The sequence below is a fragment of the Pseudarthrobacter sp. lyk4-40-TYG-27 genome, from assembly GCF_030209295.1.
GTDB lineage: Bacteria > Actinomycetota > Actinomycetes > Actinomycetales > Micrococcaceae > Arthrobacter.
This window is the reverse complement of the sequence record NZ_JARVSH010000002.1, coordinates 1-12,183: the sequence shown is the minus strand read 5'-3', so window position 1 is coordinate 12,183 and position 12,183 is coordinate 1. Positions and strand designations below refer to the sequence as shown.

10 protein-coding genes and 1 tRNA gene are annotated in these 12,183 nt (G+C 65.4%); 6 read left to right on the top strand and 5 right to left on the bottom strand.

What is annotated here, in order from left to right; genetic code table 11:
- Positions 1-7 precede the first annotated feature (7 nt).
- The 3 genes from QRM96_RS03510 to QRM96_RS03500 form a co-directional block, all read right to left on the bottom strand.
- Positions 8-433: a ChaB family protein gene (locus QRM96_RS03510; RefSeq protein ID WP_285318381.1), complete on the bottom strand. Its 426-nt coding sequence runs from the start codon at positions 431-433 to the stop codon at positions 8-10.
- 118 nt (positions 434-551) lie between these two features.
- Positions 552-625, bottom strand: a tRNA-Thr gene (locus tag QRM96_RS03505).
- Between the two features lie 149 nt (positions 626-774).
- Positions 775-1,662, bottom strand: a complete 888-nt coding sequence (locus tag QRM96_RS03500) for a DsbA family protein (protein ID WP_109863919.1) — start codon at positions 1,660-1,662, stop codon at positions 775-777.
- A gap of 178 nt (positions 1,663-1,840) precedes the next feature.
- On the opposite strand from QRM96_RS03500, the gene QRM96_RS03495 reads away from it, so the two are divergent.
- The 4 genes from QRM96_RS03495 (at position 1,841) to QRM96_RS03480 (ending at position 7,131) form a co-directional block, all read left to right on the top strand.
- Entirely contained in the window at positions 1,841-3,343 is a 1,503-nt protein-coding gene (locus QRM96_RS03495) for an alpha,alpha-trehalose-phosphate synthase (UDP-forming) (protein WP_018762105.1), read from the top strand.
- Positions 3,333-4,169 (top strand): trehalose-phosphatase, encoded by an 837-nt coding sequence (otsB, locus tag QRM96_RS03490; RefSeq protein WP_285318378.1) that lies wholly within the window; start codon positions 3,333-3,335, stop codon positions 4,167-4,169. The genes QRM96_RS03495 and otsB overlap by 11 nt, the downstream gene beginning before the upstream one ends.
- A gap of 219 nt (positions 4,170-4,388) precedes the next feature.
- Complete coding sequence (locus tag QRM96_RS03485; RefSeq protein ID WP_018762103.1) at positions 4,389-5,471, top strand: ABC transporter ATP-binding protein; 1,083 nt, start codon at positions 4,389-4,391, stop codon at positions 5,469-5,471.
- Positions 5,472-5,712: 241 nt separating this feature from the next.
- Complete coding sequence (locus tag QRM96_RS03480; protein ID WP_285318377.1) at positions 5,713-7,131, top strand: DUF4032 domain-containing protein; 1,419 nt, start codon at positions 5,713-5,715, stop codon at positions 7,129-7,131.
- Between the two features lie 2 nt (positions 7,132-7,133).
- On the opposite strand, the gene QRM96_RS03475 is transcribed toward QRM96_RS03480, so the two are convergent.
- The gene (locus QRM96_RS03475) at positions 7,134-8,531 is read right to left on the bottom strand and encodes an FAD-binding oxidoreductase (RefSeq protein ID WP_502934873.1); all 1,398 of its coding nucleotides are present in this window, start codon (positions 8,529-8,531) and stop codon (positions 7,134-7,136) included.
- A gap of 151 nt (positions 8,532-8,682) precedes the next feature.
- Between QRM96_RS03475 and QRM96_RS03470 the strand changes: the two genes are divergently transcribed.
- Together QRM96_RS03470 and QRM96_RS03465 are read left to right on the top strand one after the other, a co-directional pair.
- On the top strand, positions 8,683-10,425 hold the full coding sequence (locus QRM96_RS03470) for a glycoside hydrolase family 13 protein (RefSeq protein WP_285318374.1): 1,743 nt from the start codon (positions 8,683-8,685) through the stop codon (positions 10,423-10,425).
- Positions 10,426-10,427: 2 nt separating this feature from the next.
- Positions 10,428-11,468 carry a LacI family DNA-binding transcriptional regulator gene (locus QRM96_RS03465; RefSeq protein ID WP_285318373.1) on the top strand — a complete coding sequence of 347 codons (1,041 nt, stop codon included), beginning with the start codon at positions 10,428-10,430 and terminating at the stop codon, positions 11,466-11,468.
- On the opposite strand, the gene QRM96_RS03460 is transcribed toward QRM96_RS03465, so the two are convergent.
- Entirely contained in the window at positions 11,465-11,968 is a 504-nt protein-coding gene (locus tag QRM96_RS03460; protein WP_285318372.1) for an SRPBCC family protein, read from the bottom strand. The genes QRM96_RS03465 and QRM96_RS03460 overlap by 4 nt on opposite strands.
- Between the last annotated feature and the right edge of the window lie 215 nt (positions 11,969-12,183).

The window sequence follows — 12,183 nt, the reverse complement described above, 5'->3', positions numbered from 1 at the left end:
GCAGAGACTATTTGCTGCGGGCTTTGCGGGTTGCCTTGGTGTTCGCCTTTTGGAGTGCCTCCACCAGTTGGGCCTTGTCCATCGTCGAGCGGCCCTTGACGTTCAGCTCCCTGGCCAGTTTGTAGAGGTGTTCCTTGGACGCGTTGGCATCAACGCCTCCGGCTGTGGGTTCGGTTGAGCGCAGGCCCTCCTCGGCGTGCTTGTCCGACGGACCGCGTTTTTCCTTGGGCTCCCAGTGGTCGCCCACCTTTTCGTAACTGTGTTTCACTGCCGCGTACGCCGTGCGGGCTGCCCGTTCCTCGTCATGGTCGTAGGACTCGAGGGCCGAATCGTAGGTCTTGGCGAACGTGTCCTGGGCTTTTCGCCCGGACCGCTGCAGGGTCGAAGGGAGTTCTTCCTTGCGGGCGTGGTCATTCTTTCCGGTCTTGGGCATGGCACCCATCCTCCTTTAGTCAGCAGGCTGATTATTGGGATGGGTCCAGCATAATCCCCGGGAAAGACAAGGCCCCGGCCGAAGTTCCTGGAACCTCGAACCGGGGCCGTCGCACCGGAGCCCCCTGTCGGATTCGAACCGACGACCCCCGCTTTACAAGAGCGGTGCTCTGGCCAACTGAGCTAAGGAGGCGTGGCCCTGGGGGCCTGCGCCGTCAAGGCGCTAGATAAGGTTAGCCCAACTCCCGCCGGGGGTAAAAACGCCGCCACACCGGCAGCGGACAGCGAAAGGGCCCGCCCCGGATGCGTTCCGAAGCGGGCCCTTGCGAGGATTCCCGGCGTTTAGCCCTTGGCGGCGATGGCTGCCTGCAGGAAGTCCGGGAACGGCGTCTGGGCGCTGTCTCCCTTGCCCCACTGCTTGCCGTCAACGAAGACGGTCGGCGTCCCCGTGACACCGATGGCCGAGGCCTCCTTCGTCGCGTACTTCACGTAAGGGCGGTAGGTCTTGTCATCTACGCAGGAACCGATGTCCACGCCCATGTCTGAGGCCATCTTCTTGAGGTCGTTGTCCGAGAGGCCGGCACTGCCTTCAGCCGGTTGCTGGGCGTACAAGGCACTGAAGTAGTCGGCGTACTTCTGCGGAGCCGTGTTGGCAACGCAGGCCGCCGCATTCGCCGCACGTGATGAGTAGTTGGTGGTGGACCGGCTGTCCAGGAAGCCGAGCGGCCGGTACTCCACGGTGATCTTGCCGTCGTTGCGCAAGGACGTGAGCTGGTCGTTGTACTGCGTTTCGAAGTTCTTGCAGATGGGGCAGATGAAGTCGACGTAGAGGACCACCTTGACCGGCTTGCCGGCCTCCGCTTCCGCGCCGGGTGCAACTACTTCCGCCGGCGGAGTCTTCGGTGCATCCCCCACGGAATTGGCGTCCACCGTTGCCGGGTCGCTCTTGGCCACATCCGAGTTGGCAAGCAGGGTCACGCCGCCATGGATGTTGGCGTTGGCCGGTGTGGGCCCCTGATCCGCAATCGGGGCATTCTGCTTCAAACTGCTGGTGACCACCAGGGCCACCACTACCAGGATGGCCACCACAGCCGCGACAATGCCCCAGCCGATCAGCAGCTTGTTGCGCTTGTCCTTTTTTGCCTGTGCTTCACGGATCAGGCGCGCCTTTTCCCGCGCCTCCGCGGTTCGCTCAGCCTTGGACTTACGTACTTCGTTTGCGGGGCTCATGAATTCCTTGGGTCGGTCGACGAAGGGGGACCACTAGGTGGCACCCCCACATTTTAGGGGAGAAATCTGGGAGCTTGCGGTTTCAACCATTCCTCCGGGTTGACCAACGGACGAATAGCCCCGATGATTCCGTCCGGCTAGTGTGGCTTAGAGGCACAAGCAACCCCAGGGGGCCGCAATGCAAACACCCGTCCAGGAAAAACCCGCCGGCACGGCACAGGCCGCAGGTACGGATTCCAGCCATGCCGCGCACACGAAGTACGACTTCATGGTGGTCTCGAACCGGCTGCCGGTTGACCGAGTGGCGCCCGCCGACGGGGGTGACGACGGATCCGGCTGGCGGCGGTCCCCCGGCGGACTGGTGACTGCCCTCGCACCGATGATGACCAAGACGGACGGCGCATGGGTTGGCTGGCACGGAGCACCTGACGAAACCGTCAAGCCGTTCAGCCATGGCGGTATGGACCTCGTCCCGGTACAGCTCAGCACGGACGACGTGGAGCTGTATTACGAAGGCTTCTCCAACGCCACCCTCTGGCCGCTCTACCACGACGTCATCGCTCCGCCGGAATTCCACCGGGCCTGGTGGGATGCCTACCGCAAGGTCAACCGCCGGTTCGCCGACGCCGTGGTGCGGTACGCGGACCACGGCGCCACCGTCTGGGTCCAGGACTACCAGTTGCAGCTGGTTCCGCGGATGCTCCGCGAAGCGCGGCCCGATCTCCGGATCGGGTTCTTCAACCACATCCCGTTCCCGCCGCCGGAAATCTTTGCCCAGCTCCCGTGGCGGCAGGCCATCATCGACGGCCTGCTCGGTGCCGACCTGGTGGGCTTCCAGCGCGTCAGCGACGCCGGAAACTTCATGCGGTCCGCCCGCCGGTTCCTCGGTGCCAGCGTCAAGCAGCAGCAGGTGCACGTCAAGGGCCAGGATGGCCTGATCACGCACATTGCGCGGGCGCAGGCCTTCCCGATCTCCATCGACGTCAAGCAGATCACCGAGCTCGCCGCCAGGCCAGAAATCATCGAACGGGCCCGGCAGATCCGGCAGGACCTGGGCAACCCGAAAACGATCCTGCTGGGTGTGGACCGGTTGGACTACACCAAGGGCATCCGCCACCGGCTTAAGGCCTTCGAAGAGCTCCTGGCGGACGGCCGGCTCACCGTTGGCGAGGCCACACTGATCCAGGTGGCATCGCCCAGCCGGGAGCGGGTGGAACAGTACCGGCTGCTCCGCGAGGAGGTGGAAGGGACCGTGGGCCACATCAACGGCACCTACGACACCCTTGAGAACACCGCGGTCCGCTACCTGCACCACAGCTACCCGGTGGAGGAAATGGTGGCCCTCTACCTGGCCGCGGACGTCATGCTCGTCACCGCCCTCCGGGACGGGATGAACTTGGTGGCCAAGGAGTACGTCACCGCCCGGAACAATAACGACGGCGCCCTGGTCCTCAGCGAATTCGCGGGTGCAGCGGACCAGCTCAAGCAGGCACTCCTGGTCAACCCGCACGATATCGCAGGGCTCAAGAACACGATCATGAACGCGGTGGAACTGACGCCCCGGGAAGCCTCGCGCCGCATGCGGTCCATGCGCCGCCAGATCCTGGACCACGACGTCGACCACTGGTCCGCGGACTTCCTGCGCGCGCTGAACGAAAAGGTGGTTCGCGATGACTCCTGAAGGCCGCCCCACCAAACGGCAGCTGGCATTGACCCCCGAGTTGAGGGACGCGTTGCGTCGGATCGCCGGAACCGCGCACCTGCTGGTGGCCATGGATTTCGACGGCACCATGGCGCCCATCGTGGACAGCGCTCAGGACGCGCGGCCGCTGCCACGCTCGGCAGCAGCCTTCGCCGGCCTTGCGGTGCTTCCACGGACGACGACGGCACTCATCTCGGGCCGTGCCCTCGCCAGCCTGCGGCAGGTTGCGTCGCCGCCGGTGGACACCCTCCTCATCGGAAGCCACGGCGCCGAAGCGTGGCTGGGACCCGGTTCCACCGAGCTGGCGCTGGAGGAGGACCAGAAAGCGCTTCTCGCCGACGTCCGCTCGGTGCTGGCCGAGATCGTGGCAGAGGCTCCCGGAACGTCCCTGGAGGACAAGCCCGCCGGCGTCGTCCTGCACACCCGCCAGGCTGACGACGACGTCGCCGAGGACGCCGTTGCGGCCGCCCGGGCGTCGCTGCAGGACCGCAAGGGGGTGTTCCTGAAGGAGGGCAAGCGTGTCCTGGAAACCTCGGTGGTGAACGCATCCAAGGGCGAAGGCGTCGCCTTCCTTCGGCAGGCCACCGGGGCCACAGCCGTCCTGTTCGCCGGCGACGACGTGACGGACGAGGACGCTTTCGGCCGGTTGGAGCCGGGCGACGTGGGGGTCAAGGTGGGCCTTGATTTCACCCAGGCCCAGTACCGGGTGGAAGCACCTGTGCACATCGCCGAACTGCTGGAGGTGCTGCTGCAGGAGCGGAGCATCGCCGTGGCTGAAGAAGACCCCGAAGCCGCCTCCGGCTAGGGCAGTGACCAACGCCGCATGTGACGTTCGTAACATTTACGCAAAAGACGGCCCACTCTGGCATACTCTTTGATGTGATGTGGCGCACAAACACCGTGCGGCGTCATTGGGTGCTCCGGGCAATGACCCGGAGCACTTTGCTGGAACACAACTGAATAAACATGAACCATTCACAACGGATCGTCCGGCACGTACCTGCCGGTGAAGGGATTGATAACTGTGGCTACAGTTACTTTTGATAACGCTACGCGTCTGTACCCGGGCACAGATAAGCCCGCCGTCGACAAGCTCAACATCGACATCGCCGATGGCGAATTCCTGGTCCTCGTTGGACCCTCCGGTTGCGGTAAGTCCACCTCGCTGCGCATGCTCGCAGGCCTTGAGGACGTCAACGCAGGCCGCATTCTCATTGGTGACCGCGACGTCACCGATGTGCCGCCGAAGGACCGCGACATCGCCATGGTCTTCCAGAACTACGCCCTGTACCCGCACATGACTGTTGCGGACAACATGGGCTTCGCCCTCAAGATCGCCGGCGTCTCCAAGGAAGAGCGCGCTGAGCGAGTCCGTGAAGCCGCCAAGCTCCTCGACCTTGAGCAGTACCTGGACCGCAAGCCGAAGGCCCTCTCCGGTGGCCAGCGCCAGCGCGTTGCCATGGGCCGCGCAATCGTCCGTAACCCGCAGGTCTTCCTCATGGATGAGCCGCTGTCCAACCTGGATGCGAAGCTCCGCGTCCAGACCCGTACCCAGATCGCATCGCTGACCCGCCGCCTGGGCGTCACCACCGTCTACGTGACCCACGACCAGGTCGAGGCCATGACCATGGGCGACCGCGTGGCAGTGCTGAAGGACGGCCTGCTGCAGCAGGTTGACACCCCGCGCAACCTCTACGACCGTCCCAAGAACGTCTTCGTTGCCGGCTTCATCGGCTCCCCCGCCATGAACCTGCTGGAACTCCCGGTCGTCGACGGCGGCGTGCAGTTCGGCGGCACCGTGTACCCCGTGCCGCGCGACGTCCTCGAAGAGGCGCACGGCTCCACGGTCACCTTGGGCTCCCGTCCCGAAGACCTTGAAACCGCTCCGCAGGGTGAGGGCCTGAAGGTTGAGGTCGACGTCGTCGAAGAACTCGGCGCCGACGCCTACGTCTACGGACACACCACGCTCGACGGCAAGGACCACGACATCGTGGCACGCGTCGACGGCCGCCGTCCTCCGATGAAGGGCGAGGTCATCTACGTCCGTCCGCAGTCCGGCCACGTGCACCTGTTCGACACCAAGACCGGCCTGCGCCTGGGCGACTAGTCCCCACCGGCACCCTAGCCTCGCTTCGCTTCGGCCAGGGAACCCTGCCGGCGTGGGCCCACCCACCGGCCTTAGCTTCGCTTCGGCCAGGGAACCCTGCCGGCGTGGGCCCACCCACCGGCACTCAGCGGCCTTAGCCACGGAACCGACGGCGGCCCGCACCCTTTCATCAAGGTGCGGGCCGCCGTCGGCCTTTAACGAAGATTTATCGTCCCTGCCCTGCGTACGGAAGAATTGACCCATGACCGAGGAAAACAGCGCCCAGTGGCACGACGAACCCACCGACTACGCGCAGATCGGCAAGCTGCCGCGGTTCGTGGCGGCCAGTGCCGACGACAACAAAGTGTCCTCGGTAGCGTCGTCGCTGAACATCACGGCCGCAGCGGCCGATCCGGAACTGCTGGACCTGCCGTGGCACATTGCCCTGGAGGAGTGGCCCGCGCAGTACCTGGCTGCACTCCCCCGCGGTATTTCCAGGCATATCGTGCGGTTCGCCCACCTGGGCGGCTCGGTCATCGCCATTAAGGAAACATCCGAGCACGTGGCCCGCCACGAGTACCACATGCTCCGCAAGCTGGCCCGGCTGGATGTCCCCTGCGTGGAGCCCGTGGCCGTGATCACCGGTCGCACCACCCCGGACGGGCGCCCGCTCAATCCGGTGCTGGTGACCCGTCACTTGAAGTTCTCCATGCCCTACCGGGCACTGTTTTCCCAGATGCTGCGCAAGGACACACTGACCCGCCTCATCGACGCCCAGGCCCTCCTGCTGGTCCGGCTGCACCTCATCGGCTTCTATTGGGGCGATGTCTCCCTTTCCAATACCCTGTTCCGCCGTGACGCCGGCGCTTTCGCCGCCTACCTGGTGGACGCTGAAACGGGCGAGCTCTACCCGGACCTGTCCACGGGCCAGCGCGAATACGACCTTGAGATTGCCCGGGTGAACATCGCTGGTGAGCTCATGGACCTGCTCGATGGCGGGTTGATCGAGGAGAAAGTGGACCCGGTCGCCACCAGTGAGCTGATCATGGACAGCTACCGGCGGCTGTGGGCGGAACTGACGGAGAAGGAATCCTTCGAACTCGGCGAACGCTGGCGGGTGGGAGCCCGGATCCGGCGCCTGAACGAACTCGGCTTCGACGTCGAGGAATACGCCATCAAGACCACGCAGAACGGCTCGACCATCCAACTGCAGCCCAAGGTGGTTGATGCCGGGCATCACCAGCGCCGGCTGTTGCGGCTTACCGGCCTGGACGCGCAGGAAAACCAGGCCCGCCGGCTCCTCAACGACATGGATTCCTTCCGGGCGGACAACAATCCGGAGATGGACGAGGAATACAGCGCCCACCTGTGGGTGAGCCAGATCTTCGAGCCCATTGTCCGCTCCATCCCGCGCGATCTTTCCGGCAAGCTGGAGCACGCCGAGGTGGTCCACGAAGTACTGGAACACCGCTGGTACATGTCGGAAAAGCAGGAACGCCACATCCCGCTGGCCGAGGCCGTACAGTCCTACATCGACTCGATCCTCCGGCACCGGCGGGACGAGGCCGCCATCATGCTGAACCCCGACACCGAGATGTTGAAGATCCTTGAGGTGGAAAGCGAGGAATCCCGGTACGGCGCCGATGAGTCCGACGAGGAATACCCGGACTCGGACGACTGACCCTAGATCGCCTTCCCCGGATTGAGGATTCCCGCAGGATCGAACAAGTCCTTGATCCGGCGCTGCAGTTCCCGGACCGGCTCGGGCTGCTCCTGGCCCAGCCAGCGCAGCTTGTACTGGCCTATGCCATGCTCCCCGGTGATGGTGCCGCCCATGGCCAACGCCGCCGTGATCGACTCATCCAAGGCAGCCTGGAGGCGTTTCATCGCATCGGCGTCAACAGTGTCCCCCTGCCGGTCGATCCAGAAGGTGGGGTGCAGGTTGCCGTCACCGGCATGCGCCACCACTTTGAGGTGCACCCGCTGGGTGGCTGCGAGGGCCTCGAGCGCCGCCACGTAGTCCACCAGCCGGGACCGCGGCACGGCAACGTCTTCACCCACCCGGAATTCATCGTCCACCTCGGTGCCCCGGCTGTGACGCCGGAGCTCCACCAGCCGTTCCGCTTCGGCGCTGGCCTCGGTGGTGACCGTGGCACCGCCTGCCTTAAGGACCTGGCGCACAACGTCTGCTTCGGCGGCAGCTCCAAACCCGTCTGTCTGAACCAGGAGCAGGGACTTTCCGCGTGCCGTGAGGTCCGATCCGTGGATGTCATCGAGCTGGGCCAGGGTGCCGCCGTCGAGCAATTCCATGATGGCGGGCTGGACGCGCGCCTTGCCCACGGCCAGGACCCCTGCGGCGGCAAGCCGGAAGTCCGGGTAGAACGCAGCAACGGTGTGGACTTCCCGGGGCAGGTACTTCAATCGCACCGTGACACCGACGACGATGCCAAGTGTTCCTTCGGACCCCACGAAGAGGCCTGTGAGGTCGTAGCCCGCCACGCCCTTGAAGGTCTGGTGGCCGGTGTGGATCAGGGAGCCGTCAGCCAGCACGACGTCCAAGGCCAGGACCGAGTCCCTGGTGACCCCGTACTTGGCGCAGCGAAGGCCGCCGGCATTGGTGGCTACGTTGCCGCCAATGGTGGAGCTGCGGAAACTTGCGGGGTCCGGGGCGTACATGAGGCCGTGCACCGCGGCGGCCTCGTTGAGGACGGCATTTACGACGCCGGGCTCCACCACGGCCGTTTCGTCGTCCGGGCTCAGGGCAAGGATCCGGTTCATCCGCTCCAGCGAGAGGACAATGCAGTTCCTGGTGGCGTGCGCCCCGCCGGACACTCCTGTACCGGCACCGCGCGGTACGATCGCCACTCCCCCGGCCGCGCACGCCCGCACTACCGCCTGGACATCGGCCACTGACTCGGGGAACACGACGGCCAGGGGTAGCTGGAAGTCCAAGACCGGTGCCTGGTCAATGGCGTAGCGGTGGAGCGCAGCCTCGCCGCGATCCAGCTGCCCGGGCGCCAAGACGGCTTCCAGATCCTCAACAATGCTTCCCACAAACCCTCCACCCGTCGTCGGACACATCCACCAAGTCTAGGCGCCGTCCGCCGGACCGGTCCGGTATTCCGGGCTTTGAAATCGCTTCCAGACTATGGCGTGTTACGCGCTCTTCAGCCCCTAAACTGCGCGCCTGGACGTTATGGAAGCGTTTTCATTTAAATCGCTTCCAGCCGTTATGCTGACTGTCATGTCTGTCGAAACTGTGACCCAGGACACTGCAAGCGTTGCCGGTCCATTGACGCTTATCCACGCCGCTGACGCCATTCCCGGCTGGTGGCGGTCCGCCGTGATCTACCAGGTCTATCCCCGTTCGTTCCGTGACTTGAACGGCGACGGCGTGGGCGACCTGGCCGGGATCACCGAGGAACTGCCGCATCTGGCAAGCCTGGGCGTGGACGCCGTCTGGCTCTCGCCCTTCTACCGGTCACCGCAGCGCGATGCTGGCTACGACGTCAGCGACTACTGCGACGTGGACCCGATCTTCGGCACCCTGGGCGACTTCGACGTCATGATGGCAGAATCGCACCGGCTCGGGCTGCGGGTCATCGTTGACCTGGTACCCAACCACTGCTCGGACCAGCACCCGGCTTTCCAGGCAGCCCTTGCAGCGCCGGCCGGAAGCCCCGAGCGGGACATGTTCATCTTCCGGGACGGGACCGGCCCGGAAGGCCAGGAGCCTCCGAACAACTGGCAGTCCCACTTCGGCGGTTCGGCCTGGACGCGCGTGGTGGAACCTGACGGCGAGCCCGGCCAGTGGTACCTGCACCTCTTCGACTCCTCCCAGCCGGACTTCAACTGGGACAACCCGGCGGTCCATGCAGAATTCGAACGGGTGCTCCGGTTCTGGCTGGACCGCGGCGTCTCCGGCTTCCGGGTGGACGTGGCCCACGCGCTGGTCAAAGCACCGGGCCTGCCGGCATGGGGCGGACGTGCCGACGGCGGCAGCAGCGACGGCTACCCGGGCCATGAGGCACCCATGTTCGGTCAACCCGCCGTCCACGACATCTACCGGAGATGGCGGCAGATCCTGGACCAATACGGCCCGGACCGGATTCTGTGCGCCGAGGCGAGTGTTGACCTCCACCGGCTGGCCCACTGGGTCCGGCCGGACGAGATGCACCAGGCGTTCAACTTTCCCTACCTCCACGCCGGACTGGATGTCTACCGGCTGCGGTCGGTTATCACGGACTCACTGACCGTCCTGGACGGCGTCGGCGCCCCGAGCACGTGGGTCCTCTCAAACCACGACGTAGTCCGGCATGCCAGCCGGTTTGGCTACAACGGCCACGGCCCGCGCGACGGCGACGGCATCGGTACCGGCGATCCCCAGCCGGACGAGGACCTCGGACGGCGTCGAGCAGCGGCCGCTTCACTCTTCATGCTGGGGCTTCCCGGGGCCGCCTACCTCTACCAGGGAGAAGAGTTGGGGCTGCCTGACGGCATCGACATCCCCGGCCATCTGCGGCAGGATCCGACCTTCGCCCGGACCAACGGCCAGCGCCTTGGCCGCGACGGCTGCCGCGTTCCGCTGCCCTGGCGGGCCGAAGACCGGCACCTGGGATTCGGCTCCGGGAGCGATCCCTGGCTGCCGATTCCGTCGTCCTTCGCGGAACTTGCCCGTGACGTGCAGGCGGAGTCACCGTCGTCGCACCTGGCCCTGTACCGTGAAGCCCTGGCGCGGCGCCGGGAGCTCGACATGGGCCGGGGATCCCTGTCCTGGGCGGAAGACTGGTGCACCGGATCCTCCCTCGGCTATGTGAACGGCACTACGCTGGTGCTTATGAACCTGAACCATGAGCCGCTGGAGATGCCGTCCGGCCACGTCCTCCTTCGCAGCCTGCCGGGGTCCACGGGCCATGCCCTCGCATCCGGCGAGACTGCCTGGTTGCAGCTTGGACCTGCCACCACGGCAGACTGACGTTGGCAGGCATCAAAGAAGTTGCCAGCCGTGCCGGCCTGTCCGTGGCCACCGTTTCGAGGGCGCTGAGTGGCAAGTCCAATGTGTCCTCAAGGAGCCGCCGGCTGGCGCAGGAGGCGGCCAAGGAGCTGGGGTTCGTTCCGTCGTACCACGCATCAAGCCTGGCGTCGGGCCGCAACCGCAATATTGGCCTGGTGGTGCCCAACGTACAGCGCTGGTATTTCTCTTCCGTGCTGGAAGGGGTTTCGGAGACCCTGCTGGACGCCGGGTACGACCTCACCCTGTACAACGTGGGGGAGCAACCTGAGCGACGCAGCAGCATCCTGAACGACTTCCTGCTCCGCAAGCGCCTGGACGCCGTCATCGCAGTGGCGTTGGTCCTTCGCGAGGATGAAATAGGCCAGCTGCTGGCGGTGCATCGTCCCATTGTGGGCATCGGCGGCGTCTTGCGGGGCGCCTCCACCATCCGCATCGACGACGAAGGCCTTGCCAGGGACGCGGCCGGCCACCTGATCCGGCTTGGCCATACCCGGATTGCGCACATCACCGGGGACGCGGGGCTGAACCGGGACTTCAAGCTTCCCAAACTCCGGCAGAAAGGCTTTGCCGCAGCCATGGCCGGGGCACGCCTGCCTGTCCGGGACGAGTGGGTGGTCAATGCGGACTTCACCATCCAGGGCGCGTACGCCGTGGGACGCCGGCTCCTGGGGACAGCGGCGGAACGACCCACCGCTGTGTTCGCCGCGTCCGACGAGATGGCCATCGGGATTATGCTTGCGGCGCGCGACTTCGGCCTGCAGATCCCGCAAGATCTCTCGGTCGTGGGTATGGACGGTCACGAACTCAGCGAGACGTTTGGACTCACCACCATCAAGCAGGATCCGCGCGGGCAAGGTAACCTGGCGGCCACAACCGCCCTGGCGTTGCTGAACGCAGGCAAGGATTCCGACGGCGGCCAGCCGCCTTCACCGGTCCAGGACCAGGAGTACCCGACCGAGTTCCTGATCCGAACCAGCACGGCGGTACCGCCAGCCCTGAACTAGTTTGCTGGGTCTGCGGCGCCCATGAAGCGGGCGTACTTGTCGAGGATTACGGGCCAGGCCTGCAGGTAATGTCCCCTGACGGCAGCAGGGTCCTCAGCGCCCTCCCAGCCGTCATGGACGACCCGGACCTCCGTGCCCCCGTCAACCGCGCGGAAGGCCACCAGAAGCTCGGTGGACCACATTGCAGTGGTACCGGGGTGCCATGTGGCGTGGAAGGAGAGCGGCGACTGCCAGTCATCAAGGGTTCCCCAGATGCTGGTCCGTCCGTCGTCTGACGTCTCGAGAATCAGGTTCTCTTCGAATTCGACATAGGACCCTGCCCCGTAGACTCCGTACGGCTCCAGCGGCCACCAGAGGTGGGTGTGGTCTGTGAAACCGGCGAATGCCCGGGCGACGGGTCCGGGCACCACCACCGCATTGACCACCGGGTCCAGGGAATCGGCACCGGGCTTTCCATCCGCCTCGAAGGGGTCCTGGGCATGGCTGAAGATGCTGCTCATGGGCAACAACTCTACCCGCGGGCACCCGATCGTTATCGATCGGTATTAGCGCGGGCTGCATCTTTGGATGGCCGGGGTGGGCGGACGCTGATCGATTTTCTGCAAGGTGTGAGCGGGGGTTGCGGGGTTACGTGTCGGGTGTGAGCGGGCGTGGTCGTGTGGTGGGTGGTGGTGTTTTTAAATGTGGGAGGCCCCAACCGTGTTGGTTGGGGCCT

Coding starts and splice junctions, on each gene's coding strand:
- QRM96_RS03475 (WP_502934873.1), bottom strand. CDS start 8,531: ATGTGTCCGACGACGGGTGGAGGGTTTGTGGGAAGCATTGTTGAGGAT.
- QRM96_RS03510 (WP_285318381.1), bottom strand. CDS start 433: ATGCCCAAGACCGGAAAGAATGACCACGCCCGCAAGGAAGAACTCCCT.
- QRM96_RS03470 (WP_285318374.1), top strand. CDS start 8,683: ATGCTGACTGTCATGTCTGTCGAAACTGTGACCCAGGACACTGCAAGC.
- QRM96_RS03480 (WP_285318377.1), top strand. CDS start 5,713: ATGACCGAGGAAAACAGCGCCCAGTGGCACGACGAACCCACCGACTAC.
- QRM96_RS03460 (WP_285318372.1), bottom strand. CDS start 11,968: ATGAGCAGCATCTTCAGCCATGCCCAGGACCCCTTCGAGGCGGATGGA.
- QRM96_RS03495 (WP_018762105.1), top strand. CDS start 1,841: ATGCAAACACCCGTCCAGGAAAAACCCGCCGGCACGGCACAGGCCGCA.
- otsB (WP_285318378.1), top strand. CDS start 3,333: ATGACTCCTGAAGGCCGCCCCACCAAACGGCAGCTGGCATTGACCCCC.
- QRM96_RS03500 (WP_109863919.1), bottom strand. CDS start 1,662: ATGAGCCCCGCAAACGAAGTACGTAAGTCCAAGGCTGAGCGAACCGCG.